Genomic DNA, 23,724 nt, shown 5'->3' on the forward strand with positions numbered 1-23,724 from the left:
TCTTGCCCCGAATCCTTAGGATGTCCGATCCTGATCCAAGCGTTTCATGATCTTGTCCACATATCTTTGCGTTTCCACAGGAAGCTGACTGAATCTTTCCTCCAGCTCGTCATCTGTGTCGATACCGAGCCTGCTGATGCGGCCAGGTCCTGCGTTGTAGGCGGCGAGCGCCACCTTGACATTGCCGTCATAGCGGTCGAGCAGTTCGCGGAGGTACTTGGTGCCGCCGGCCAGATTCTCATCCGGATTGTAGACATCCCGTACCTTGAGCGATTTCGCTGTCGCATCCATCAGCTGCATCAAGCCCTTGGCTCCCGCTCGCGATACGGCATGCGGATTAAAGTTGGATTCAGCGCGGACCACTTCACGCACGAGCGCCTCGTCGACGCCGTATGAACGGGCAACTTTGCCAATTTTCTCCATGATTCCTTGCGGGGCAGCCGATGTTTGGCCATCGGACTTGGATGGGTATGTACCGATGAGGCGTTCGAAGTTCCAATCCGGGGAACCGTCCAGTTCAGCCATGATCTGTTCGGCGCGGATCACTCTTTGCCCGCTGGCTAGCTCCGCTTGCAATACGTCCGCAAAAGGGGTTGCTCCCGTCTCAGCGGACGCAGCCATCGCGCCTTCATATCCCTTTGCCCTGGCGGCTGGCGACAAATTTGGTTGGAAAGACAGCGTCATCTTCATACATGAACAACCTTTCTGCTTGTCTTGCTTCCATCTATTATAGTGAAGATGAAACCGGAAGCCAATAGGAAGTTTTCCAACGAAAAAAGGAAGTCTCCTGCCGCATCTGCGACAAGAGACTCCCTCTTTGAAAATCCGTAACATGCTATGGTCGGAATGCAGGGATTTGAACCCTGGACCTCACCCACCCCAAGGGTGCGCGCTACCGGGCTGCGCCACATCCCGATTTCTCGGTTCAACGAAATTCAGTATATCACACGAATGTCTATCCATGCAAGACCAAAAATGGAACAGACAATCCTTTTTCGGCGTACCATTCGTTCATTCTTAAGATAGAGAAAAACGCGAAGTGGACTCAGCCAGACTCTCGCGTTTTTTATCGTTTGTATCGATTTTTATGATGATGGTCGGAATGCAGGGATTTGAACCCTGGACCTCACCCACCCCAAGGGTGCGCGCTACCGGGCTGCGCCACATCCCGACTTTACATCATTACTATAAAAAAATTTAGTATTACTGTCAAGAAAAATTTGCTATTTAATCAGGCTAAAAACCTCGGCACGGGCAGCCGGGTCATTGGCAAAAATGCCGCGCACTGCTGACGTCACTGTTTTGGAGCCTGGCTTTTTCACGCCGCGCATCGTCATGCACATATGCTCGGCTTCGACGACAACGACGACTCCATGGGGATCCAGCTTGCGGACGATCGCATCTGCCACAGTCGCCGTAATCCGCTCTTGCAGCTGCGGTCTGCGGGCTACGGTTTCCACCGCCCGAGCCAGCTTGCTCAGACCGACGACCCGGCCTCCGCGCGGGATATAGGCCACATGCGCCTTGCCGAAGAAGGGTACGAGGTGGTGTTCACAGAGGGAGTAGAAGGGGATATCCTTTACCAGCACCACTTCTTCATGGTCCTCGCTAAACACGGTCTCAAAATACTTCTCCTCGTCTATCTGCAGCCCTTCAAAAACTTCCGCGTACATTTTCGCTACACGCTTCGGTGTATCCAGCAGTCCTTCCCGATCCGGATTCTCCCCGATCGCTTCGAGAATCATCCGAACGGCTGTCTGAATCTTTTCCAAATCGACGCTCATTAATCCGTACCTCCTCTTCCTACAGCGAAACAAGCCCATATTACCATACTAACCTAAAAAAAACAAAACGAATGATAGGCCAAAGGTCTTTTTAAAAAGTACAAGCAGGTATGTAAGGTTGTCAAAACGTGAAAAAATCCACATTGTCAAAATGTGGATTTTTATGTAAGTGATACTGTTAGCAGACGATTACTTGATAGAGTCCTTGAGTTGTTTACCAGGTTTGAAGGCAGGAACTTTGCTGGAAGCGATTTCGATCTCTTCGCCTGTTTGCGGGTTGCGACCTTTACGAGCCGCACGTTCGCGAACTTCAAAGTTGCCAAAACCGATCAGTTGGACTTTATCGCCTTGCTTCAAGGCTTCAGCGATTGCATCGAGAACTGCATCAACAGCTTTCGTTGCATCTTTCTTTGTCAGTTCAGTGGTTTCAGCCACTTTCGCAATCAGTTCTGTTTTGTTCATTTTGTTCACCTCCCCTCAAAGTAGGTTGGCCACAGGTATTACTTTTCTTAACCGAAACCCCGCGATTTATACGCTTTTGGGTGTTTTTACCGCTCTGACAAGCTAATAGTAATACACCATTCTTGTAAATTCAAGCCCCCACCTGTCGAATTTAAACGAAAACAAAGAAAAAAAGGCTTCCCGTCACATCGGGAGCCCCCTTGGACCTATTGATTTATAGTTCCTTCGTCATATCTATTACAGGATAATCGCAATCAGTCCACCCGAGCCTTCGTTGATAATCCGTCCCAGCGTCTCCTGCAGTTTGTAGCGGGCATTGTCCGGCATCATCGTGATTTTTGCCTGAATGCCTTCCCTGACGATGGAGTGAAGCGAACGGCCAAAGATATCTGAATTCCAGATGGAGAGCGGATCCTTGTCGAAGTCCTGCATCAAGTAGCGAACCAATTCTTCGCTTTGTTTTTCTGTCCCGATGATCGGGGCAAACTCCGACTCCACATCGACACGAATCATGTGAATAGAAGGAGCCGTCGCCTTCAGCCGCACCCCGAAGCGCGGGCCTTGGCGGATTAGTTCAGGTTCGTCCAAGGTCATCTCGTGCAGAGACGGCGCGGCGATGCCGTAGCCCGTTGTGCGGACCATGTGGAGAGCCTCGGCGACCTGGTCATACTCCCGTTTGGCGTGCGCAAAATCTTGCATGATCGTCAAGAGATGGTCTTTGCCGTTAATCTCGACGCCGACGATCTCCATCAGGATGCGGTCGTACAGTTCATCTGGCGCGAACAAGTCAATTTCCGCAATGCCTTGGCCCATATGCATTCCTGCAAGCGATGCGCGCTCCACAAAGTCGTATTCATTGAAAAAGCCCACGACCCGATCGACGTCACGCAAGCGCCGGATATCCTGTACCGTTTCTTTTACGGCATCCTCGTAGTTTTGGCGCAGCCAATGTCCATTTTCCAGTACCATTACCCAGCTGGGCAGGTTCACGTTTACTTCATGGACAGGGAATTCAAACAGCACTTCTTTCATCAATAACAGGATTTCCTGCTCAGACATATGATCGACAGACAGCGCGACGACAGGCACATCGTATTTTTCCTGCAGCTCCAGGCGGAGATTTTCGGTCTCATCCGAGCGCGGGCGGGTCGTGTTGACCACGATAACGAAAGGTTTGCCTACTTCCTTCAACTCGCTGACGACACGCTCTTCCGCTTCGAGATAGCCTGCCCGAGGGATTTCCGCGATGCTGCCGTCAGTCGTCACCACGATGCCGATCGTGGAGTGCTCCTGGATTACCTTGCGGGTACCGACCTCCGCTGCCTCCTCAAACGGAACCGGCTCTTCATACCAGGGGGTATGCACCATGCGCGGTCCGTTGTCGTCCTCGAACCCTTTGGCTCCCTGAACCGTATAACCGACGCAGTCAACGAGGCGGACGTTAATGCTGAGTCCTTCCGTAACGTTTACTTGGACGGCTTGGTTCGGAACGAATTTTGGCTCAGTCGTCATGATTGTTCGTCCAGAAGCGCTTTGCGGCAGCTCATCCGTCGCCCGGATCCGCTCCGCCTCCGAGTGAATGTTGGGGATGACGATCTGTTCCATAAACCGTTTGATAAAAGTCGATTTACCCGTCCGAACCGGGCCAACTACCCCCAGGTAGATATCCCCGCCCGTCCGTTCGGCAATGTCTTTAAAAATATCGACTCGTTCCACCATCGATGACCTCCTTCTATTTGTCTATTGTTACACTATGACCGTTTTTCCGAATTATCCCTGACCGCCAGTATTTTCCGTGAACTCGTACTAGTATCTTGGACAATACCAATATATGTGGGAATCAGATCCATAGAACAAAAAAACCAGATTCGGCCATTTTTTTGTTGTCTGCAAACGGTCTATTCTCATGTTTATGAACATGCGGAGGACAACTTTCTGTTTAAAATGACGTGAATCGGGGCCATCCCACGTTGCGCCCCTTTTTCCCGCGGGCCGCTGTTCCGCTTAGATGGGCTCCGCAAAGTCGCTACGCATGGGAACATGCTTCTTCTTCGGTATAATCTGCTTTCTTCCGGCTTATTTTTTCAAAACCTCGTTAGTCAAAGTACTTAGTCGTTTTTAAGGTGTAGCATTCACCTTCAAGATTTTCTGTAATGGTTACATGAAGAAGCATGTTTCCCTGCGTTGCGACTGTGGAGCCCTGCCCAGCGGAGGGGCGATTTGCGGGAAAAAGGAGCGCCACCTTGGGATGACAGCGGAGGGAAACTGCTTTGGCGTCTCCCCCGCGAATCGTACTGGAGCGGACAGTCTAAGCCCCCAGCAGGGCGTAGCCCGGAGCTAAGCAGGGAAACATGCTTCTTCTCACTGCAGTACCGTTACATAGAAATAGGGGAACCCTTCGGTCCCCGGAATAAAAAAAGCAGCCCATCATGAGCTGCTTTAGCGTAGTTTGAGCAGGCGAGGTTCACCCTCTACCATCTCGTACGGAAAAGATTTGGCCGGGACAAACATCGATTCTCTCGCCATCACATAGCGGGGATCGGTCTTCGCGGGGACCTCCGCCTGCGAAGTCCGGAGAACCGTAGCGATGTCCGCCGCATAATCGATGCCCACCTTACCTTCTGCGTTCATCACCAGCGGCAAGAGGTAGTTGCCGGCCATGGCCGGGATCTGCACTTCCTTCATGCTCAGCTTTTCAAAATCGATGGAGAAATAGCCATTGCCAATATCCGCCTTAACCGGCAGCTTCTCATAATTCCGCTGGAAACGGTCGACGGCTGCCTGGATATCTCCTACCTTGCTGACCGCACTCAGATTGATCAGCCTCACCTGCGGCTTCGTCTCGACGTCAATCAGCACGTATTTGTAGACGCCGCCCTTTTCAAAGGCATTGGCCGGCACATCCGGCAGGTACTTCGGCATCAGTTTACGGAAGTCAATCTCGTACTTCTCGAAGATCGGCGTATCGATGTTCTTCGTGGCAATCGGCAGCACGCCTGTCTCCTGCTGGAACTGCTCAACCGCTTTTTGGGTGGCTTCCAGGTAAAATTCGCTGGGAATCTGGTTCTCCTGCTTCCTCTCCTCCGGATACAGACAACCGCCCAATAGCGCGGAGAGCATCAAAATCATTACGGGTACAATCCATTTGTTCGGTTTCATCCACATCACACGTTACCCCTCTTGCTACCATTCTTCTTCGTTTTGCCTGCGCTCCCGCTCCAGAGCCGCCTGCACGACCGATTTAAACTTGCTATCGGGGATGCGGATCGTGCAGTTTCCCTCTGTCGTCTTGGTTTGGCAGGCGAGCCGCACCCCGTTTTGCAGATCACTCTCTGACATTTTGCGCCTTTCGAGGGGCGAGGGCGCACTCACCTCTCCGCTTTCCACCACGACACGGCACATCAGACAGGAAGCATGTCCTCCGCAGCGCTGCGGAATCACGATGCGCGCTGCCCGTGCCGCGCTGATGAGGGTCTGGCCCGGCCGCACTTTCAGCGATTTGCCCGCAGGCAAGAATAAAAGTTTTCCCATCCCGTCACACTCCCGTCAATACGGACGGTGAGCCAGCGTCACATTGCCCTCTTGAACCACTTTGATCTGACATCCGAGCCGATACCCTTCGGCACGCTCCGCTTTTCTCAGGCGAAGCTTCTCCGCCTCCGTGATCTCATTCAGATAGTCGGCTCCTTCTATCACCAGCGTCCGGCATTGGGCGCATATCCCCCGCTCACACGCATATCCCCAGCCTAATTTTTGACTTTTGGCAATGGCCACAATCGTTTTCCCCGTCTCCAGAGGCAGCTGATGCTCTCCGGAACGGGTCACAAGCGACAATTGATTCAACATCTGCCCCTCCTTATGCAAAGATAACGATAATGATCATGACAAACGTAACCAGCAGCATCAGAAAAGCCACCGTCTTCAACAGAAAACGGAGCAGGCCGTTTGCCGTTTTTCGTGCGAAAATCATCAGAAAATTGCAGACGAACATCAGGGCGATGGCCGCCAGTGAGATGTTCATCTTGGTCATCGGATCGATAGGCATGATCTAGACAGCATCCTTTTCTCTATGTTTTGCTTCATTATACCATACTTCAGCGGGTCTTCGCTTTTTCGGCTGAACCTCGGCCTAGACACTCGCATAGACTATGTTGATGAATCCGCCCAACATGGAGGGATACTGATGACCACAAAAAAATGGCGAAATCCTTACGCACCGATGCCCAGCCGCAAGCTGAGCGAGCAGCCGGCGGAGGTGTCGCTCGCCGTCACCCCGAAAAAGGCGGTGCAGACGGTAGACCTGCGCACATCTGTGTCGAGAATGCGCAGCAATATCAAAGGCATCAGCAGCACGATTCGGCAGGTCGAGGAGACCATGGATACGCTCTATGGCGCCATGGAGATCTTTGATTCCATCGGAAAGCGCAATGGCAAAAACAGCGAGCCCGAAAAACCTCCCGCCGACAAGCGCAAAGCCCGCACGCAGGCAGCTGAGAGCGCAGATGTGGAAGAGCTGAGCGAAGGCGCGGAAAACAGCGGCGGCAATCCTTTGGGCAATCTTGATATCGGACAGCTTCTCGGCATACTCCAGTCGCCACTGGTGCAGAACCTGCTCAGCCAAACGACGAGCGGCGCCTCGAAACGAAAAAAAGAGGGATGAACTCCCTCTTTTTTTCTTGAATCTGCAGACCAGCCATGTCCCTGTAGAGCCATGATTGTTCCTAGTGATACTGTATGACATATCGTCTGGCATGGAACGGGCATAACCGCCCATTTCTCTATTGGCGCAATAGCTTTGTCAGGGATTGGACATCGCCGAGATTGATTTCATTGCTGCGGAACATGTCCACGATCCGGTTTTCCCGCTCTTCGTCCAGCGTCTTCCCGCTCAAGGCCGCCAGCGACCGGATCATTTGCCGCAATTTTTCCTCATTCTCAAAGTCCTCCGGCCGAAATTGGCCGGCCAACATGCGGAGCTTCCCTTCGTCCACCTGCTTCGAAGCCTTTTTTTGCAGCGTCTCCATAAAACGGCGCGAGATGCCTCCCATCGCTCTTAGCCCTCCTTGCGACATTTGATGTACATCTACAACGTATGTGCAGGAGCCTAAAAAGGTGAGCGAATTCCTCAGGTATGGTACGGGCCGAGGTACTCATTTTCACGTGTGCGTCCCCTGCCCATCAGCTCTTCGACGCCTTGACGCGGAGAGGTTCCTTCGAACAAAATGCGGTACAGGACTGTCGTGATGGGCATGCTGACTTCCTCGCGACTGGCCAGGGCGTAAGCCGCATTCGTCGTACGCACGCCCTCGACGACCATCCCCATCTGTTCCAGCACTTCATCGAGCGGTTTTCCCTGGCCGAGCAGGTAGCCTGCGCGCCAGTTCCGGCTGTGCTTGCTGGTGCAGGTCACGACGAGGTCGCCGATCCCTGCCAGACCGGCAAAGGTGAGAGGCATCGCGCCCAGCTTGACTCCCAGTCGGGTAATCTCCGCCAAGCCCCTGGTGAGCAAGGCCGCTTTGGCATTGTCGCCAAACCCAAGCCCGTCCGACATCCCGGCTCCCAGCGCAATGATGTTTTTCAAAGCGCCCGCCAGTTCTGCACCGATCAAATCGGGGTTGGTATAGACGCGAAAGTAGCTGTTCATCAACAAGACCTGGGCCCTCAGCATGCGGTCCTCAGAGGCGGAAGTGACGACCACTGTCGTCGGAGAGCGGAGAATGACTTCCTCCGCGTGGCTGGGACCGCTCAAGACAACCAGCCCTTCCGCGACCGCAGGAGATACCTCCTCCGCGATCACCTCCGACATCCGCTTCAGGCTTTCCATTTCAAAGCCTTTCGTGGCGTGGATCAACAAGACCTCCGGATGCAGATGCGGCGACAATTCTCTCGTGACCGCGCGCATCGCATGGGACGGCACCGCCAGAAGCACCACCGGCTTTCCATGGACCACCTCTTGCAAATCTGTCGAAGCTACAATGTTCTCCGAGAGACGGACATCCGGCAAATACTTTTCGTTGACATGCCGCGTATTAACCTCTTCCGCTTGCTTGGGATTTCTCATCCATAGATGTACGCGATGGCCATTATCGGCGAAAACGGATGCCAGTGCTGTTCCCCAGCTGCCCGCACCAATCACTGCTACTTCAAGACTCAATGCTTCCCCCTCCACTTCAGCACATTTCTGCTGAATATCACGCAAAAGAAGTTGTGCATGTATACTGGTTTCTTATTTCAGCGTCCGCTGCTCGCTTTCCCCCAGCTTACGCTCTTTGCCTGAAAGAAGATTGCGGATATTGCTCCAATGGCGAATGTACCCAAAAACTGCCAGGACGGCGCTCACCCCAATAAAAGCCGGTTCCTTGCCCAAGACCAGGAGGAAGATCGGCAGGATGGTGACCAGCACGAGCGACCCCAGCGAGACATAGCGAGTAATCGCAATGATCAGAATCGTAATGATGCCGGAAATGAGAAAGGCAAGCGGAGAAAAGCCCAATGCCACCCCGACTGTGGTCGCAATGCCCTTTCCTCCGCGAAACCCGAAGAAGACTGGCCAGTTATGTCCGATGATCGCAAAAAGTCCGGCCAGCGCATAGGCGAGCGGATTGCCGTCTGTCAGCCAAAAGGTCAGCCCCATGGCCGCCAACCCTTTTAGCGCATCCAGAACCAACACGGCAATCGCAGGGCCCCTCCCCAAGACGCGCAATGTATTCGTCGCTCCCGCATTGCCGCTTCCCTGCGTACGAATGTCGATGCCTGCTAGCTTTTTCGCGATGAGATAACTAAAGCTGACTGACCCCATCAAATAACTGATCAGCAAGGACAAAAACATCATGGAAATTCCCTCTCCCTATGTTTTTTTGCGCGTCCAAATCCGTACGGGTGTGCCTTCAAATACAAACGCTTCCCGTATCTTGTTCTCTATGTATCGCTCATAGGAGAAATGCATCAGTTCCGGATCGTTGACAAACAGGATAAACGTCGGCGGTTTGACTGACGCCTGTGTCGCATAGTTGATTTTGAGCCGCTTTCCGCGATCCGATGGCGGGGGCGTCATGACCGTCGCATCTGTAATCAGGTCGTTCAACACCGATGTCGGCACTCTCATGGCATGGGCTTCCGCCACCTGATTTACCTTTGGCAGGATGGTGTGGACCCGCTGCTTGGTCTTCGCCGACACATAAAGAATCGGCGCATAGTCCAGGTATTTGAACTCTTCGCGGATCAGTTCGGTAAAGCGAATCATCGTCTTGTCGTCCTTTTCCAGGGCGTCCCATTTGTTGACGACGATGATGACCCCGCGGCCCGCCTCGTGAGCGTAGCCGGCAATCTTCTTGTCCTGCTCGATAATGCCTTCTTCCCCGTTCAATACGACGAGTACGACATCCGAATCCTCGATCGCCCGCATCGCCCGCATCACGCTGTATTTCTCCGTGTTCTCGTACACCTTTCCGCGCTTGCGCATCCCTGCGGTGTCGACCAGAATGTATTTCTGGCCATCGCGTTCAAACGGCGTATCGATCGCATCGCGGGTCGTGCCGGCGACGTCGCTGACGATCACCCGCTCCTCGCCCAAAATCGCATTGGTCAAGGAGGACTTCCCGACGTTTGGCCGTCCGATGATGGACACGCGGATGACATCTTCATCTTCGTCCGCTTCTCCCTTTGTGGGAAAGTGGCGGATCACCTCATCCAGCATGTCGCCGAGGCCAAGCCCGTGGCTGCCGGAGATCGGATACGGCTCTCCCAGCCCGAGCGTATAAAAATCGTAGATCTCTGCCCGCATCTCGGGGTTGTCTACCTTGTTCACGGCGAGCACGACCGGCTTTCCGGTACGGTTCAGCATGCGCGCCAGCTCCAGGTCAGCGTCCGTCACGCCCGTGCGGCTGTCGGCAATCATGATAATGACATGCGCTTCATCGATGGCCAGCTCGGCCTGATGACGCATCTGCAGCAAAATCTCGTCGGTTTCGCCAAATTCAATGCCGCCTGTATCAATGACATGAAAATATTGATCAAGCCATTCGCCTTTTCCGTACAAGCGGTCGCGCGTTACGCCCGGCTTGTCCTCGACGATGGCGATTCGTTCGCCGACGAGTCGATTAAAAATCGTGGATTTGCCCACGTTGGGTCTCCCCACAATGGCTACCACTGGCAATCCCATAGCCTACACACTCTCTCTCGTTTTACGTTTTAACTAGACAATCATACCATATCCTGCTGATGACTCACAATCATTCTCCCTTACTGGTTCTGATCCGTGCGGGAGGCTTCCGGGTCTTTCAGGCGGAAAAGCCGCCGAATCAACGTCAAAACCGCCGCACATACGGCAGAGAGGGAAAGGGCGCTCCACAACAAATCCTGTGCGTACTCATTGCCGATCTGGCCAAAGCCGGCCAATCTCCACTCGTAGACCGTGTAGAGAAGATCACTGATCGGCAAGGCGAAAAGCAGCAAAAACAGTTGGATCAGCGCGGAGCGGCTCACTGTTAGGGCGGCAAAAAACGCACAGGCGGGCAGCATCCAGCGCACATCCCAAAAAGCCAGAATCGGATCGGTAAACAGCAGCCAGCGAAACCAGAACAACAGCGTGCCCATACACCCGCCAATCACGAGATACAGTCTCTTCCGCCTGCCCGGGATGCGCGAGTAGAGCCAACCTGCGCAGAGAAAAGGCAGAAGAAAACCGCTGATGTAAACCTGAACAGAGGGCAAAAAAGAAAGCTTCCAACTGACAAAGCTGCAGACCAGAAACGCCGCGACCACGGCCAAGGCTAACGGACGGCTCATCCCCCAACGGGTCAGCTCCCGATCGTAGAGACCCATCCAGACGAGACAAAGAAAACACCACTGAATGAGGACTGCTAGCGTACCTTCGTTCATGTCCATCTCCCTCAAGATGTGGTTGTCTTCCCAAAGTATGCCTCAAACGATATGCTTTCATGAATCAGCGCGACTCTTGCTGCCCCTGCGAGCGTACCCCTCCAGATTCCAGCCGCGCAGGCGCCCCTTCTCGGCTGTCTTTCCCGTAATCAGCACCGGGACCTCTTGCAGCTCTTTTACCGTAGCCGCTCCCAGCGCCGTCATCGCGACGCGCATCTGATGATGCCAAAGGTCCACGTATTCGAGGCACATCTCCAGCGGGCTCGTCTGCACCAGCCGCAGGATAGAACCGGCGATGCCGACCGCTGAAGCGCCAAGCGCGATGGCTTTTACGGCATCCAGCCCGTTGCGGATCCCGCCCGTGGCGATAAAGGCTGCGTGTCGGCCTCGCCAGGGCTCTGTCTCCAGCAGGCTCTCCGCAGTGGTAAAGCCCCAGTTCTCGAACATGGCCATCGGGAGGTGGTGCCGCTTGTTTTCGACCTTGGCGAAATTGGTTCCGCCCCTGCCTCCCACATCCAACAGGGAGATACCGGCCTCGATGAGCTGCCCGATGGTCTCTTTTGCCATGCCGAATCCCACTTCTTTCACCATCACGGGCACTGGCAGCTTCTCCTTGATCTCGCAGATATGGTCGAGATAGCCGCGAAAGTCGCGGTCTCCTTCGGGCATCAGGAGCTCCTGCATGACGTTGAGATGAATTTGCAGACCATCCGCTTCAATCATCTCAACTGCGCGCATCGCTTGATCGACGGTGGCCTCCGCTCCGAGATTGGCAAAGATCAGCCCGGTCGGATTTTCCTTACGCACCACCTGATAGCTATGTGACACAGCCTCGTCGCGGAGGGCGGCCATCTGAGAGCCGACTGCCATCGCCAGCCCTCTTTCCCGAGCGATGACAGCCAGAGCGCGGTTAATCTCGGTTGTCGCGGCCGCCCCGCCTGTCATCGCGTTAATGATGATTGGCGAATCCAAAGCAAAAGGGGCGAGTGTTGTCCCAAGCTCGATGTTTCCATAATATATATTCGGTAAACTGTTGGGCGGAAAAGAAATATCGTCCCAAAAGCTCTCGGTCTCCTCTCTGGTTTCCAAGGTGAACCGGATGTGGTCCATTTTCCGTTGCGAACGCTCCATAGCTCCCTCCTGTGCTCTCCTAAATCCGATCGGATCGGAACATCGGCATCATTTCGATTGATGAAAAAAGGGACGCGCACGCGCGCATCCCCTGGTTTCTTACTTCAGTTTGTCTTTCAGATCGCCGAACAGCTCGCCCAGCGTAACACCCAATGGCTGGTTGTTCTCTTGCTGGAATTGTTGCTGCTCGCGCTTGCTGGCGCGCTCGGCCTGTTCCACGCGATCTTCTTCCACCGCGCGGATGCTGAGGCTGATGCGCTGCTCGTTTGGCACCACATCGAGAATCTTCACCTGCACCTCTTGGCCTTCCTTCAGTACCTCGCCTGGCGTGCCTACTCGGCGGTTGGCAATTTGGGAGATGTGCACAAGACCTTCAATGCCTGGTGCGATCTCTACAAAAGCACCAAAGGATACGAGGCGTTTCACGGTACCGCTGACGATCTCGCCGGCCTTGAACTTCTCAGCCGCCGCTGCCCACGGACCCGGCTGGGTTTCCTTGATGCTGAGGCTGATGCGCTCGTTCTCCTTGTCGACCTTCAGGACTTTTACTTTCACCTTCTCGCCTTCCTTGACGACGTCAGAAGGTTTTTCCACGCGATTCCAAGCCAGCTCCGAGACGTGAACCAGCCCATCTACGCCGCCGATGTCGACGAATACCCCGAAATCGGTCATGCGCTGAACGGTGCCCTCCAGCACTTGGCCCGGCTGCAGTTTTTCCAGAATCGACGCTTTTTGCTGTTTGGCCTCATCCTCGAGGACGGCCTTGTGGGAGAGGATCACCTTGTTCTTTTCTTTGTCCATCTCCACAACCTTCAGGCGCAGGGTCTTGCCCTTGTACTCGCTGAAGTCTTCGACGAAGTGGCGCTCTACCATAGAAGCCGGGATAAATCCGCGCACGCCTACATCGACGACGAGACCGCCTTTTACGATCTCTTTTACTTCTGCTTCGATGATTTCGCCGGTCGCCATTTTTTGCTCCAGCTCATTCCAGGAAACTTCCATGGCCACCGCTTTTTTGGAGACGACCAGTTCTTCCTTTTCATCGTTCAGTTTGATTACTTTTACTTCAAATGTGTCCCCTACTGCCACGACATCGGACACCTTTTCCACATGCAACGGAGAAAGTTCACTGATCGGAATCAGCCCGTCGTATTTGTAACCTACGTCCACCAAGGCTTGCTTTTCTTCCACCTTAGTCACCGTAGCCTTAACTACATCCCCCACGGAAATGGTTGTCGCATCCGTCAGGCTTACGTTGCTTTCTTCCATCATGAGTAAAACCTCCTTCAATACCATCAAGTCCATGCTTCTAGGAGAGGTTATTTAAAACGGAGGAATCCAAAGAAAATCATGATTTCGGGAAACTGGCCGCGACTTCAAGCCGGTTACTCCTCCTTTTTAAACATCCACTGAAAAGAAGCGGGATCATGTATATTTGCAACTGCCGCCCGAGGGCTGACAGCTAGCTGACAAGCCAAGAAGTTCCAGCAAAGTTAGTATTCTACCCTTTGCCGTTTCTATTCCGTCTTGCTCCGATCAATGTTGATCCAAAAGTGACTGGATACGGCTCATGATCAGGTCGGTTGTTTCTTTTAAGGTCTCGGAGTCCGTTTTTCGCTCGCGAAGCGATGCGATGTCGATCGGCTGGCCGTAAATGATCTTGACGGGACGGAACAACTTGTATGGACCTTTGATCGCAACCGGAATCACAGCCGCATTTGATTTGAGGGCAAACATCGATACGCCGGACATGCCAGGCCCCAATGTTCCATCTTTGCTGCGCGTGCCTTCCGGAAAGATTCCAAAGATTTTTCCCTCTTCAAGCAATTTCAAAGCGGTGCGAATGGCGGTACGGTCGCCCGCCCCCCGTTTTACCGGAAACGCACCGAATTTTTGAATGAGGAAGGAAATCACCGGAATCCGGAACAGCTCTTCCTTTGCCATGAAATGAACCTGTCTGTCGATACCGCTGCCAAGCAGAGGCGGGTCCCATAAAGAGATATGATTGCAACACAGGATAACAGGACCTTCCTTAGGTATATGTTCGGCACCAATGACTTGCCATCGATAAAAGACAGAAAAAACAAATCGAAACAGACCGCGAAATGTACGATAGTAACTCACTGGCTCATTCACCCAATTGCTTGCAAATTTGCAGAATCTCGTCCACAACCTGCGGAATGGTCAACTCTGATGTATCGATCAAAACGGCATCTTCCGCCTGGCGCAACGGGGCCACTTCTCTCTCCATGTCGCGCTTATCCCTCTCGGCAATCTCCGCCTCCAGGGATGCCAGATCGGTTTGGTGCCCTTTCTGCAGCAATTCCTGCAATCTTCGCTCAGCTCGCTTCCGGATCGAGGCTGTGAGGAAGATCTTCACGTCAGCTTCCGGCAGGACATGTGTGCCGATGTCCCGGCCGTCCATGACGACATTGCCGCCTTTGGCCATCTCGCGCTGCAGCACCAGCATCTGCTGGCGTACCAATGCGTAGCTGGCCACTACGGACGCGTACTGACTCACCTGCGGCGTGCGGATCGAATCGGTGATGTCCTGGTCATTCCAGAAGATGCGCTGCGTCTCTCCATCGCGCTGCAGGGTGATGCGATTCTTCATCAGGAGTTCGTATACCGCTTTCTCGTCATCAATCGGTACCTGGTGGGCGAAAGCGGCCCACGCCAGTGCGCGATACATCGAACCGGTATCGATATACAGGTATCCCAGCTGCTTTGCCACCAGTTTGGCTACGGTGCTTTTTCCTGCTCCCGCTGGTCCGTCAATTGCAATATTCATTCTGTGCTCACCTGCTATGTATGAGGGCTGGAAAGAAACCAAAACAAGAAAAGCTTCTGTCGAAGCCCCTGCATCACTTTCTCAACTCTCTATGTTGTCTTTAATAGTACCATAGTATGGAAGCATGCGCAAACCTTTAAGGTCTGTGCATAACTCCCTCCAGCCGTTCCGTTTCCACCAGTGTGCTGCGCAGCGGCTCAAACGAAAGCAGCATTTCTCCGGCCATCAGCAAACAAGCGCATAGGACGATCGCGAGGATCATGCCCTTTTCCATGCGCCGGGAAAAGCGGGTAAATTGCCGGTCGAAGTCATCAGCCATGAGACATCACCTTTCCGACTGTTTTACTCGATTGCCCCTTTTTTTCGCATCTCGAGCTGCCTTTCATAGCAGGCGCGGACAATCTTGGCCCGGTCTGATTCGCTGATCTGCACGAACTTGACGGAGACCCATTGATGCTTGCCCTTTTCTTTAGGGGCTTTGACGCGAACGATCTCCCCTTCGGCATACGCGTGCTGCACCTGACCCGCTTTGTTCGGAAGCGAGAGCCAAATCTTCAGGGTGTCCTGTTCCTTCAAGCGGTACGTCTCCTGGCAGGTGAAGGACAGTCCGCCTCCGCTCAGATCAGCGGTCCTCGCCAGAAAGTGGTAGTTCCGGATCGAATCGTCCAGCTTGACGGCAATCTCGATGCTGGTTTGAATCCGCAGGTAATTGCGCCGCTGGTTCCGTCTGACCTCCTCTTTTGCAGGCAGGCTCATGTGCAGGACAGGAATGTTCTCGCTGTACCGGCCGAGTATCGTGGTGGGGAATTCATAGCGCGACCCGTCTACGCCAATGTACCAGGCATGGCATGCGGTACCCGCCAGCAGAGGAGAGGTTCGTCCTGTTTTCTCGCTGATGGGAAGCTCGATGACAGCGATCTGATCCCGTAAATCCGCAACCCTGGATTTATACGTGTAGAGCTGGTTCTCCTCCCCGTCACCCGTGAGGTCAAGGTGGATGGTTTGTCCGATTTTTGGCAGCATGGCTAAGCTTCCCCCTTTTACTCCTCATACCTCTTCCATTATAACTGGTTCTATCTGTTAACGGCAAATAGGGAAAACCGCATGCATTCGGCTTTCCCATCGACTTTGCCATCTGTTTGGTTCCTGCTGGGCCTGTCTACTCCCGTGCCCTGTCTTCCCCGCCCGTGGTCATCTTGACGATCTCTTCTTCCTCCCCGGAGAGCGCGTTGATGTAGACCATATAGGCGTTGCCGTCGAAGTCGCAGGTCAGCTCCCAGCAGAGGACTTCATTGCCGTCATCTTTACCTTCGATTACGGCCAGCCGCTGTTCCGTCACTTTGACGCTCGGATTTACCTTCTTTCTCGCTTCCTCTCTGGACACCTTCGGCTTCTGCAGGATGCGCTGCTTGTTGTTGAACAGGTACTCGGTGGCGTTAAAGCTGACGACACTGCCGTTGTCCAGCGCTGTTTTTACGGTCACCGCATCGGGGTAGATGCGCACCTGGTTCTTCTCCGGCACAAAGGTGAGGACAGCCATCCCCTCGTATCCGTCTCTTTCGGCCACGACCATATCGGTATAGCCGTGTGCTTCCAAAAACTTTTTGGCGCTGGCTTCCGCCTGTTCCATCGTCAACCGCTGCTCTCCTACATCCCGTTCATTCATCAGCCAGGCGACCTTGCCTCCCCGCTTGGTCACATCCATGTAGATCGGCGAAGACGCATGGCCTGACGTAATTCGCACGCTGTACGCGGAATATTCTTCTGCCTTGCCATTGGGGTCCACTTCGACCTTGGCTTGGTTTTGATCGAGTCCGGTAAAGTCCAACGCGATTTTTCTCGCTTCCTCTTCGGAGACTGGCTTGCCGTCGATCCCTTTGATCCGCTGCTGTTTCTTCTTGTCCAGGCTTTGGATGCTGGTCCCCCAATCCACCTCGGGGAATTCCTGCACCTTCTTTTCAATCGTTCGGAAACCGTCGATGATGGTGTTGTCGCTCTTTTTGTCATCCGACGCCAGAGCGGTTTCCACATCCATCCAGCGCAGGCGCCTGTCTAGGACGTTGGTCTGGACGTGACGCAATTGATCCTGAATGCTCTTGGAGTGGTTGTGCAATACCCGCAGCGTCTGGTACTCCTTTTCGGTCAACGGTTTTTTCTCGAGATCCCTGACCGCTACCTTGTACGAAAAGTCGGCTACCTTGGAGAGAAATTCTTCGGTATTGTTAAAAGGCATCAGCGTCAGCGGGAGCTGCCCCACATCGGATTGGGCAGCGTAGGCGAGGCGCCACACATTCGTCAGCGACGGGGTCATCTGGCTTCGCGAATTGATCACCAATGCTTTACCCAGCTCATCATGCAGCTTGTCGATGTGGTAGTTGAGATCGTGGAAAGCTCGTTGATACTGGTTTTCCGCCTTGATCAGGATCGAGTTTTTCTCATTGTGCTCCTGGTACCCCCACATCCCGGCACCTACCAGGCCGATCAGGGCTACCGGCATGAGCACGCGCGCTACTGCTCCGTATACCATGTCAAAACCATCCTCCCTTCGTAGTTACCGGCAAAAGATATGCCTTCCGATTCGTTTTACCTGGGGCCGGCTCCAAATCCATTTGGACGTCGCCGTCGCCGGGTTGAAATAGTAGGTGCAACCGCCTGTCGGATCCCATCCGTTCAAAGCGTCGCGAACCGCTTTTTTTGCTTGCGCATTCGGGGTGAGCCAGATCTGCCCGTCCGCTACCGCCGTAAAGGCTCTGGGCTCAAAAATGACGCCGGAAGGGGTATCGGGAAAAGACGGGCTCTCGATGCGATTCAAGATGACAGCGGCGATGGCCACTTGCCCCTCATAGGGCTCTCCGCGGGCTTCTCCATACACGGCATTCGCCATGAGCTTCATGTCATTTTCTGATAATCGAGAGGGATGAAAACTCTGTGTCGTGTTCGCTTTTGTTTTGGCTTTAGCTGGAGCGGCCGCCTCCACTTCCTGAATCGGGGCAAGGGGCTTCTCCGCTCGTCCCGCAACGACTAAACATCCGATGACAAGCGCCAGCACCGCCAGTACGCCTGCACGCAACCTCGGTCCCACAGCAACATCCTCCTTGGCATATCATGCAATCTTTGCATAGTGTTAGTGGAGCCGGATTGGTTTATGCACCATCAGCAGGACGAGATGAGAAAAAGCTGAACGCCCAAACAAAAAAGAACCGGCTGCTATCGCCGGTTCTCCTTTTAGGTCTGTACCTAATGGGGAATGTTTCCACTTGCCCTGGTCAGGCTTTTCAATTTTCCTCGTGAATACTAAAATGCCTGTCGTTGTTGCAAAGGCATTGCTTAAAGCCCGTATCCACTTTGCCGGAAGGATCTCGTCTTCCCCGGAGCGTAAATTTTTCTCCGCATACATTGCAGCGAATGGTCACTTTTGCTCGTTGATTGACTGGCACAATACGTCTCCTCCTCCGTACTATTGTGGACGGGAAGTCAGCGTTTTAGAACCAAAATCATGGGCCCGCTTCACTTTTTTCAGCGCTTGCCACCAGAGCAGGAGCATGAATGGCACGATCAGCCAAAACCAGTATTCGGTCGTCAAAAAGATGGCATTATACAGCGCGTGCAAACCGATGGGCAAACAAAGCGACATCCACAAGCGGCGCAGCTCCAGGCGATGCGCGCCGGAGAACTTCGCTTTGCCCAGGTAAAAGCCCATCCAGACCCCGAACAGGGCATGGCCGGAGACCGGGAGAAGCGCACGCCAAAAAGCGATGTCCACACCGTTTAGCACCAGATAAAACAGGTTTTCCAATGTGGCAAATCCCAAAGAAACGGCTACCGCGTAAACGATCCCGTCGTATGGCTCGTCGAATTCTACATGTTTATAGACAGCGAAGTAAATGACCATCCACTTGAAAAACTCTTCTACCACCGCCGACTGGAAAATACTGGCGAACAGTTCGTTTTGCCAGTTCCACTCGTTCTGCATAATATACTGCAGAACCATCACAGGAAACACCAAAAGAACCCCGAACAGGAATGAACGAGTAACCAGAGAAATCGGTTCGGGCTCCAGATTGTCACGGAGATAAAAATAACTCAGGATGGCGATACCAGGGGCGATTGCCGCACCGATCACAGCAAGCATCTGAGTATTGCTCCTTTACATAAGACTGTAATCCATCGTACCATGAATACTGGTGAGTTGAAAACCCGTACAGGAGAGAGAGTATATGCAAAAGAAAGTTTTGGTCATCAACACTGGCGGCACGATCGCCATGTCCATAGATGAAAGCGAGCGCGTAAAACCCCAGGAAGAGCACGCTGTCGAAAAAATACAGCCGCTGCTTCAGCGCTATGCCGACGTGACGATGATAAACTATCTGAACTTGCCAAGTCCGCATATGACGCCTGAAATCATGAACCAGCTCCGCCTCTTCATCCAGGAGGAGCTGATGCAGCACGGCTATGACGGCGTGGTCGTCACGCATGGGACAGACACCCTGGAGGAAACCGCCTATTTCCTCGATCTCACGCTGCCGATTACCGTCCCGATCGTCGTCACTGGCGCGATGCGCAGCAGCAATGAGCTGGGCGCGGACGGACCGGTCAATCTGATTTCTGCGGTGCGGACGGCTGCCGATCCACAAAGCAGCAACAAAGGGGTACTGGTCGTATTCAACGACGAAATCCACGCTGCCAGACACGTCACCAAGACACACACCAGCAATGTCGCGACCTTCCAGTCTCCTCAGTACGGCCCGATTGGCACGATCGCGAAGAAGCACGTCAGCTACCACCATGCCCCGCTGGTCCGGGAGCATTACCCAATCGCCAATCCGACGGCCAACGTGCCGCTTTTAAAAGCCGTGGCAGGCATGGATCCGCGCTGGCTTGCTTTTCTCTTTGACCAGCCAGTAGACGGACTTGTCCTGGAAGCATTTGGGCTGGGAAATGTGCCCCCCGCCATCCTCCCCGAGATCCAGAAGCTGCTGGACAAAGGAATTCCGATCGTTCTCGTCTCCCGCTGCTTTAACGGGCAGGTTCAAGACGTGTACGATTACGACGGCGGCGGTCGTCAGCTGAAAGAAATGGGTGTCATCTTCTCCAATGGACTAAATGGGCAAAAAGCCCGCCTGAAACTGATGGCGGCCCTGCAACAGACCAAAGACTTTGCCGAGCTGCAGCAGTTGTTCGACCGATAGATGCAAAAAAACCTCCTTGCGGGTGCAAGGAGGTTTTTCTATGGTCAATCAATCCATGAATCGAATCGACTTTTATACCCAGCCACGGAAGCGGGAAGCTTCAGCCGTTTTGCGGACACCCACCATGTATGCAGCCAAACGCATGTCGATACGGCGGGTTTGCGCCAGGGAATATACGTTATCAAATGCTTTTACCAGCACTTTTTCCAGCTTTTCGATGACTTCTTCTTCGGACCAGTAGTAACCTTGGTTGTTTTGTACCCACTCGAAGTAAGATACGGTTACGCCGCCGGCGCTGGCCAGTACGTCCGGCACGAGCAGAATGCCGCGCTCTGTGAGGATTTTGGTCGCTTCCAGCGTGGTAGGTCCATTCGCTGCTTCTACAACGATCTGGGCTTTAATATTATGGGCATTTTCCGCCGTGATCTGGTTCTCGATCGCAGCCGGCACCAGAATATCGCAATCCAGTTCCAAAAGCTCTTTGTTTGTAATGGTATTGGTAAACAATTTCGTAACGGTCCCGAAGGAATCACGACGGTCCAGGAGATAGTCGATGTCCAAGCCGTTCGGATCGTAGAGGGCACCGTATGCGTCGGAGATGCCGACGACTTTCGCGCCCGCGTCATGCATGAATTTGGACAGGTAGCTTCCTGCGTTTCCGAAGCCCTGTACAACCACACGCGCACCTTTCAGATCGATGCCGCGGCGCTTGGCTGCTTCGTGAATGCAGATGGTTACCCCTTTTGCCGTCGCGGTTTCACGACCGTGGGAACCGCCCAGTGCGATCGGTTTTCCGGTAATGAAGCCAGGGGCATCAAATTCCCGAATCCGGCTGTACTCGTCCATCATCCAAGCCATAATTTGCGAGTTCGTGAACACGTCAGGAGCAGGAATGTCTTTTGTTGGACCGACAATTTGGCTGATTGCGCGAACATAACCGCGGCTCAGGCGCTCCAGTTCACGGAACGACATTTCACGCGGGTCGCAGATAATGCCGCCTTTACCGCCGCCATAAGGCAGGTCGACGATGCCGGCTTTCAGGCTCATCCAAATTGCAAGCGCTTTAACTTCATCCTCTGTAACCTCAGGGTGGAAACGAATGCCCCCCTTGGCAGGACCAACTGCATCGTTATGCTGTGCGCGATAACCGGTAAAGACCTTTACTTCTCCGTTGTCCATGCGAACCGGAATGCGTACGGTCAGAACGCGCAACGGCTCCTTCAAGAGTTCGTACATTGCTTCCTGGTAACCTAGCTTTTCAAGTGCTTCTTTGATCACCGTTTGGGTAGAATGCAACAAGTTCAAGCTCTCTTGTTGTTTTTTCTGTCCTTGGGTGTTTTCGGTTACCACTTCGTGATTACCCATTACATATTCACCTCAAAATAGTTGTCGGTAAACCCATCGTTAAGTATACACGCTTGTATCAGGGATGAGAAGATGAAAATTCCCTTTTGCGGCGTAATCGGCACTTTTGGGCTAGCCACAACTGTTTTTTTCAGCCGTTCTCTGCACGGTCCCGTTTCGCCAACTGTTCGTCGGGAGTGCTCTCGCACGGGGGCAGCGGACAATTGCGGATGGAGATAGCTTGCCCGTTTGATCCCGTGCTCATTACCTCGCATGCACCCGTTCACTGTCAAAACGCTCAGTTCCCCCTTATAATATTCGTAGCAGCACACGCTTTCTAATCGGAGGTTCCTCATGAAAAAGAAGAGAATCTTGTTCGTTTTCGCCCATCCCGATGACGAGACCTTTACCTCGGGAGTAACCATCTGTCACTACGCGAACCAGCCGGATGTCTCCATCCACCTGCTGTGCGCCACCAGAGGAGAGGCAGGCAAGCCTGGCAATCCTCCTATATGCACACAAGAAGAGCTCCCTTTCGTGCGTGAAAAAGAGCTGATGCAGGCCGCTGCCATCCTGGGGATCGACAGTGTGGAGTTTATGGGGTACGTAGACAAACAGCTCTCCCATGTTCCCGCGGAGGAGCTCGCCGCAAAAATTCAGGATGCGATCAAGCAGCACCAGCCCCAAATCGTCATCACGTTTGTTCCTCACGGCATCTCCGGCCATCCCGACCATCAGGCGATTTCTGCGGCAACCCGCCTGGCTGTCGAAAGGTTCGGTCCGGATACACCTGTTCAAAAGCTGTACTATGTAACGCATGCCACTGAAAAGACCTTCGGCGATATGGCCCCTCCCTATACCGATCCGCTGTCCTCGATTACGACGTTGATTTCCGCTCCCCAGTATGTGAAGCAGGTGGCACAGGCTTTGGCCGCCCATCGGACACAGCATCTCTCCGTCCAGCGCGTATTTCCCGGCGTGCTTCAGGGAGACACCACATACGTCCGGGATACGAACTATTTCATACGGGTCCATCTCGATGATCAACCCGCCACAGCCGATCGGGAAAAGGAGTCGGATCTGTTTGCGGGGGTTCTCGCGTAACTCTTGAGGATCGCCTCGGGTATCGCCTCCGGTATCGCCCTGGAGTATCGTCTCGAGATATCGCCACGGGCGTCGGGCAGATCCTGTCTGCCATCCCCCGTATATACAGGTAGAGCACCCGGCCATTGGCCCGGTGCTCTTTTTACTCGCATACTGCGATGTCGTGTATTTAACGAAAATGCCTGCAGATTTCCTTGACAGCATCGTCTGAGAAGACTACTTTTCCGTATTCTTCCAAAACATATACGGTAGTCGGAGTCGCCTCTCCGTATTCAGAGAGGATCGCAATCAGCTTTTGATAGCGCTCCTGGTCCACGTCAAGCTCCTCGAGTACGAGATAGTATTTCCCTTGGTAAAAATAGGCTGCTCCGCCATTTATCAAGAAAGCGTTTATCCGATGAGCCGCTTCGACCAGATGCTCAAAATCGCGGAAGGAATAGATGACAAGATCGCTTTCCTCGAGCGTCACCTCGAGTTCGTACATATCGTCGTCATCATAGTCATCCTCATCTTTTTCCGCTTTTGCTCCCGTTTTTCCGCGAGTTACGATTACGACCATTCCCTGTGCTGGCAAGGCAAACACTTCAACGGCCACAGGACCCGACACTTCGAAGCCAAGTTCGTGATATGCCTGCTCCATCATATCGTTGAACAGTTCATGAACTTTGGGAATGTCACGCCACATGTCCTCTTTTTCGATTCCTCTCTCTGACAGATCGTCGAACGTCAGAAAGATTCGTATTTTATCTTGACCAAGGCGTTCAACACGCATGACCGTCCCTCCTCGCCATCCAGTCGTACTACAAATTATGAAAGAAAGCCTGTAAGAGTTCTCCGCATTTTCCGACGAATACCTGGTAGTAGAATACCCAAATTCCTGCTTTTTGGGTTACTACCATCATACCATATTTGTGGACAAGAATATAGCCGAGAAACCCCTTCAACTGCTCCCGCGCCCTGCTGCATGTCGAAAACTGGCGAACAGGGGGGATGGCGGCGTGGGCAGATGTCGCTTTCTGCGCTTTCCCAGGAAACATTT

Annotated in this window: 26 protein-coding genes, 2 tRNA genes and 1 pseudogene; 3 read left to right on the forward strand and 26 right to left on the reverse strand. The window is 53.4% G+C overall.

The window, feature by feature from the left end; translation table 11 throughout:
- Positions 1 to 15 precede the first annotated feature (15 nt).
- The 10 genes from JD108_RS12455 to JD108_RS12500 all read right to left on the reverse strand — a co-directional run bounded on the left by JD108_RS12455 (position 16) and on the right by JD108_RS12500 (position 6,291).
- A complete protein-coding gene (locus JD108_RS12455; RefSeq protein ID WP_198826398.1) occupies positions 16 to 690 on the reverse strand; it encodes a lytic transglycosylase domain-containing protein in 675 nt (224 codons plus the stop codon).
- A 148-nt stretch (positions 691 to 838) separates the two neighbouring features.
- A tRNA-Pro gene (locus JD108_RS12460) sits at positions 839 to 915 on the reverse strand.
- Positions 916 to 1,094: 179 nt separating this feature from the next.
- Positions 1,095 to 1,171: transfer RNA gene (locus tag JD108_RS12465), tRNA-Pro, on the reverse strand.
- Between the two features lie 52 nt (positions 1,172 to 1,223).
- Positions 1,224 to 1,784, reverse strand: a complete 561-nt coding sequence (folE, locus tag JD108_RS12470; protein ID WP_198826399.1) for a GTP cyclohydrolase I FolE — start codon at positions 1,782 to 1,784, stop codon at positions 1,224 to 1,226.
- Positions 1,785 to 1,973: 189 nt separating this feature from the next.
- A complete protein-coding gene (locus JD108_RS12475) occupies positions 1,974 to 2,246 on the reverse strand; it encodes an HU family DNA-binding protein (RefSeq protein WP_198826400.1) in 273 nt (90 codons plus the stop codon).
- 237 nt (positions 2,247 to 2,483) lie between these two features.
- Complete coding sequence (gene spoIVA / locus JD108_RS12480) at positions 2,484 to 3,962, reverse strand: stage IV sporulation protein A (RefSeq protein WP_198830102.1); 1,479 nt, start codon at positions 3,960 to 3,962, stop codon at positions 2,484 to 2,486.
- Positions 3,963 to 4,685: 723 nt separating this feature from the next.
- The gene (locus JD108_RS12485) at positions 4,686 to 5,411 is read right to left on the reverse strand and encodes a hypothetical protein (RefSeq protein WP_407649435.1); all 726 of its coding nucleotides are present in this window, start codon (positions 5,409 to 5,411) and stop codon (positions 4,686 to 4,688) included.
- An 18-nt stretch (positions 5,412 to 5,429) separates the two neighbouring features.
- Positions 5,430 to 5,777: a 2Fe-2S iron-sulfur cluster-binding protein gene (locus tag JD108_RS12490; protein WP_198826401.1), complete on the reverse strand. Its 348-nt coding sequence runs from the start codon at positions 5,775 to 5,777 to the stop codon at positions 5,430 to 5,432.
- Positions 5,778 to 5,792: 15 nt separating this feature from the next.
- A complete protein-coding gene (locus JD108_RS12495; protein ID WP_198830104.1) occupies positions 5,793 to 6,089 on the reverse strand; it encodes a 2Fe-2S iron-sulfur cluster-binding protein in 297 nt (98 codons plus the stop codon).
- 13 nt (positions 6,090 to 6,102) lie between these two features.
- Positions 6,103 to 6,291, reverse strand: a complete 189-nt coding sequence (locus tag JD108_RS12500) for a DUF2768 family protein (RefSeq protein WP_198826402.1) — start codon at positions 6,289 to 6,291, stop codon at positions 6,103 to 6,105.
- A 138-nt stretch (positions 6,292 to 6,429) separates the two neighbouring features.
- On the opposite strand from JD108_RS12500, the gene JD108_RS12505 reads away from it, so the two are divergent.
- Positions 6,430 to 6,906, forward strand: coding sequence for a hypothetical protein (locus JD108_RS12505; protein ID WP_198826403.1), 477 nt, complete (start codon positions 6,430 to 6,432; stop codon positions 6,904 to 6,906).
- 118 nt (positions 6,907 to 7,024) lie between these two features.
- Here the strand turns inward: JD108_RS12505 and JD108_RS12510 are convergent, their stop codons facing one another.
- The 14 genes and pseudogenes from JD108_RS12510 to prsW all read right to left on the reverse strand — a co-directional run bounded on the left by JD108_RS12510 (position 7,025) and on the right by prsW (position 19,180).
- Complete coding sequence (locus JD108_RS12510) at positions 7,025 to 7,294, reverse strand: stage VI sporulation protein F (protein WP_198826404.1); 270 nt, start codon at positions 7,292 to 7,294, stop codon at positions 7,025 to 7,027.
- Positions 7,295 to 7,371: 77 nt separating this feature from the next.
- Positions 7,372 to 8,400: an NAD(P)H-dependent glycerol-3-phosphate dehydrogenase gene (locus JD108_RS12515; protein WP_198826405.1), complete on the reverse strand. Its 1,029-nt coding sequence runs from the start codon at positions 8,398 to 8,400 to the stop codon at positions 7,372 to 7,374.
- A gap of 72 nt (positions 8,401 to 8,472) precedes the next feature.
- Positions 8,473 to 9,078 carry a glycerol-3-phosphate 1-O-acyltransferase PlsY gene (gene plsY / locus JD108_RS12520; protein ID WP_198826406.1) on the reverse strand — a complete coding sequence of 202 codons (606 nt, stop codon included), beginning with the start codon at positions 9,076 to 9,078 and terminating at the stop codon, positions 8,473 to 8,475.
- Between the two features lie 15 nt (positions 9,079 to 9,093).
- Complete coding sequence (der, locus tag JD108_RS12525; RefSeq protein ID WP_198826407.1) at positions 9,094 to 10,407, reverse strand: ribosome biogenesis GTPase Der; 1,314 nt, start codon at positions 10,405 to 10,407, stop codon at positions 9,094 to 9,096.
- 80 nt (positions 10,408 to 10,487) lie between these two features.
- Entirely contained in the window at positions 10,488 to 11,126 is a 639-nt protein-coding gene (locus tag JD108_RS12530) for a YphA family membrane protein (RefSeq protein ID WP_198826408.1), read from the reverse strand.
- Positions 11,127 to 11,183: 57 nt separating this feature from the next.
- Complete coding sequence (gene fni / locus JD108_RS12535; RefSeq protein ID WP_198826409.1) at positions 11,184 to 12,257, reverse strand: type 2 isopentenyl-diphosphate Delta-isomerase; 1,074 nt, start codon at positions 12,255 to 12,257, stop codon at positions 11,184 to 11,186.
- A 99-nt stretch (positions 12,258 to 12,356) separates the two neighbouring features.
- A complete protein-coding gene (rpsA, locus tag JD108_RS12540) occupies positions 12,357 to 13,529 on the reverse strand; it encodes a 30S ribosomal protein S1 (protein WP_198826410.1) in 1,173 nt (390 codons plus the stop codon).
- A gap of 264 nt (positions 13,530 to 13,793) precedes the next feature.
- Positions 13,794 to 14,381: a lysophospholipid acyltransferase family protein gene (locus tag JD108_RS12545; RefSeq protein WP_198830105.1), complete on the reverse strand. Its 588-nt coding sequence runs from the start codon at positions 14,379 to 14,381 to the stop codon at positions 13,794 to 13,796.
- A 4-nt stretch (positions 14,382 to 14,385) separates the two neighbouring features.
- Entirely contained in the window at positions 14,386 to 15,048 is a 663-nt protein-coding gene (gene cmk, locus JD108_RS12550) for a (d)CMP kinase (RefSeq protein WP_198826411.1), read from the reverse strand.
- Positions 15,049 to 15,184: 136 nt separating this feature from the next.
- Positions 15,185 to 15,367 carry a hypothetical protein gene (locus JD108_RS12555; RefSeq protein ID WP_198826412.1) on the reverse strand — a complete coding sequence of 61 codons (183 nt, stop codon included), beginning with the start codon at positions 15,365 to 15,367 and terminating at the stop codon, positions 15,185 to 15,187.
- Positions 15,368 to 15,390: 23 nt separating this feature from the next.
- Positions 15,391 to 16,071 (reverse strand): flagellar brake protein, encoded by a 681-nt coding sequence (locus tag JD108_RS12560; RefSeq protein WP_198826413.1) that lies wholly within the window; start codon positions 16,069 to 16,071, stop codon positions 15,391 to 15,393.
- Positions 16,072 to 16,207: 136 nt separating this feature from the next.
- Entirely contained in the window at positions 16,208 to 17,575 is a 1,368-nt protein-coding gene (gene ypeB / locus JD108_RS12565; protein WP_198826414.1) for a germination protein YpeB, read from the reverse strand.
- Positions 17,576 to 17,599: 24 nt separating this feature from the next.
- Positions 17,600 to 18,013: pseudogene (locus JD108_RS12570) on the reverse strand (cell wall hydrolase); the annotation flags it as partial.
- A 492-nt stretch (positions 18,014 to 18,505) separates the two neighbouring features.
- Complete coding sequence (gene prsW, locus JD108_RS12575; protein ID WP_198826416.1) at positions 18,506 to 19,180, reverse strand: glutamic-type intramembrane protease PrsW; 675 nt, start codon at positions 19,178 to 19,180, stop codon at positions 18,506 to 18,508.
- A gap of 85 nt (positions 19,181 to 19,265) precedes the next feature.
- Between prsW and JD108_RS12580 the strand changes: the two genes are divergently transcribed.
- On the forward strand, positions 19,266 to 20,237 hold the full coding sequence (locus JD108_RS12580) for an asparaginase (protein ID WP_198826417.1): 972 nt from the start codon (positions 19,266 to 19,268) through the stop codon (positions 20,235 to 20,237).
- A 72-nt stretch (positions 20,238 to 20,309) separates the two neighbouring features.
- On the opposite strand, the gene JD108_RS12585 is transcribed toward JD108_RS12580, so the two are convergent.
- Positions 20,310 to 21,602: a Glu/Leu/Phe/Val family dehydrogenase gene (locus JD108_RS12585; protein ID WP_198826418.1), complete on the reverse strand. Its 1,293-nt coding sequence runs from the start codon at positions 21,600 to 21,602 to the stop codon at positions 20,310 to 20,312.
- Positions 21,603 to 21,935: 333 nt separating this feature from the next.
- Between JD108_RS12585 and JD108_RS12590 the strand changes: the two genes are divergently transcribed.
- Positions 21,936 to 22,685: a PIG-L deacetylase family protein gene (locus JD108_RS12590; protein ID WP_198826419.1), complete on the forward strand. Its 750-nt coding sequence runs from the start codon at positions 21,936 to 21,938 to the stop codon at positions 22,683 to 22,685.
- A 169-nt stretch (positions 22,686 to 22,854) separates the two neighbouring features.
- Here JD108_RS12590 and JD108_RS12595 read toward each other — a convergent pair whose 3' ends face one another.
- Positions 22,855 to 23,457 carry a genetic competence negative regulator gene (locus tag JD108_RS12595; protein WP_198826420.1) on the reverse strand — a complete coding sequence of 201 codons (603 nt, stop codon included), beginning with the start codon at positions 23,455 to 23,457 and terminating at the stop codon, positions 22,855 to 22,857.
- Positions 23,458 to 23,724: the final 267 nt, after the last annotated feature.

The sequence above is a fragment of the Brevibacillus composti genome, assembly GCF_016406105.1.
Classification (GTDB): domain Bacteria; phylum Bacillota; class Bacilli; order Brevibacillales; family Brevibacillaceae; genus Brevibacillus; species Brevibacillus composti.

What these genes read in the sequence shown, in the direction of transcription:
- JD108_RS12530 (WP_198826408.1), bottom strand. Translation starts at nt 11,126, where the DNA reads ATGAACGAAGGTACGCTAGCAGTCCTCATTCAGTGGTGTTTTCTTTGT.
- JD108_RS12505 (WP_198826403.1), top strand. Translation starts at nt 6,430, where the DNA reads ATGACCACAAAAAAATGGCGAAATCCTTACGCACCGATGCCCAGCCGC.
- JD108_RS12485 (WP_407649435.1), bottom strand. Translation starts at nt 5,411, where the DNA reads ATGTGGATGAAACCGAACAAATGGATTGTACCCGTAATGATTTTGATG.
- fni (WP_198826409.1), bottom strand. Translation starts at nt 12,257, where the DNA reads ATGGAGCGTTCGCAACGGAAAATGGACCACATCCGGTTCACCTTGGAA.
- cmk (WP_198826411.1), bottom strand. Translation starts at nt 15,048, where the DNA reads ATGAATATTGCAATTGACGGACCAGCGGGAGCAGGAAAAAGCACCGTA.
- JD108_RS12560 (WP_198826413.1), bottom strand. Translation starts at nt 16,071, where the DNA reads ATGCTGCCAAAAATCGGACAAACCATCCACCTTGACCTCACGGGTGAC.
- ypeB (WP_198826414.1), bottom strand. Translation starts at nt 17,575, where the DNA reads ATGGTATACGGAGCAGTAGCGCGCGTGCTCATGCCGGTAGCCCTGATC.
- JD108_RS12595 (WP_198826420.1), bottom strand. Translation starts at nt 23,457, where the DNA reads ATGCGTGTTGAACGCCTTGGTCAAGATAAAATACGAATCTTTCTGACG.
- JD108_RS12585 (WP_198826418.1), bottom strand. Translation starts at nt 21,602, where the DNA reads ATGGGTAATCACGAAGTGGTAACCGAAAACACCCAAGGACAGAAAAAA.
- JD108_RS12510 (WP_198826404.1), bottom strand. Translation starts at nt 7,294, where the DNA reads ATGGGAGGCATCTCGCGCCGTTTTATGGAGACGCTGCAAAAAAAGGCT.
- JD108_RS12490 (WP_198826401.1), bottom strand. Translation starts at nt 5,777, where the DNA reads ATGGGAAAACTTTTATTCTTGCCTGCGGGCAAATCGCTGAAAGTGCGG.
- JD108_RS12590 (WP_198826419.1), top strand. Translation starts at nt 21,936, where the DNA reads ATGAAAAAGAAGAGAATCTTGTTCGTTTTCGCCCATCCCGATGACGAG.
- folE (WP_198826399.1), bottom strand. Translation starts at nt 1,784, where the DNA reads ATGAGCGTCGATTTGGAAAAGATTCAGACAGCCGTTCGGATGATTCTC.
- prsW (WP_198826416.1), bottom strand. Translation starts at nt 19,180, where the DNA reads ATGCTTGCTGTGATCGGTGCGGCAATCGCCCCTGGTATCGCCATCCTG.
- plsY (WP_198826406.1), bottom strand. Translation starts at nt 9,078, where the DNA reads ATGATGTTTTTGTCCTTGCTGATCAGTTATTTGATGGGGTCAGTCAGC.
- JD108_RS12555 (WP_198826412.1), bottom strand. Translation starts at nt 15,367, where the DNA reads ATGGCTGATGACTTCGACCGGCAATTTACCCGCTTTTCCCGGCGCATG.
- JD108_RS12580 (WP_198826417.1), top strand. Translation starts at nt 19,266, where the DNA reads ATGCAAAAGAAAGTTTTGGTCATCAACACTGGCGGCACGATCGCCATG.
- JD108_RS12455 (WP_198826398.1), bottom strand. Translation starts at nt 690, where the DNA reads ATGAAGATGACGCTGTCTTTCCAACCAAATTTGTCGCCAGCCGCCAGG.
- JD108_RS12475 (WP_198826400.1), bottom strand. Translation starts at nt 2,246, where the DNA reads ATGAACAAAACAGAACTGATTGCGAAAGTGGCTGAAACCACTGAACTG.
- JD108_RS12500 (WP_198826402.1), bottom strand. Translation starts at nt 6,291, where the DNA reads ATGCCTATCGATCCGATGACCAAGATGAACATCTCACTGGCGGCCATC.
- der (WP_198826407.1), bottom strand. Translation starts at nt 10,407, where the DNA reads ATGGGATTGCCAGTGGTAGCCATTGTGGGGAGACCCAACGTGGGCAAA.
- rpsA (WP_198826410.1), bottom strand. Translation starts at nt 13,529, where the DNA reads ATGATGGAAGAAAGCAACGTAAGCCTGACGGATGCGACAACCATTTCC.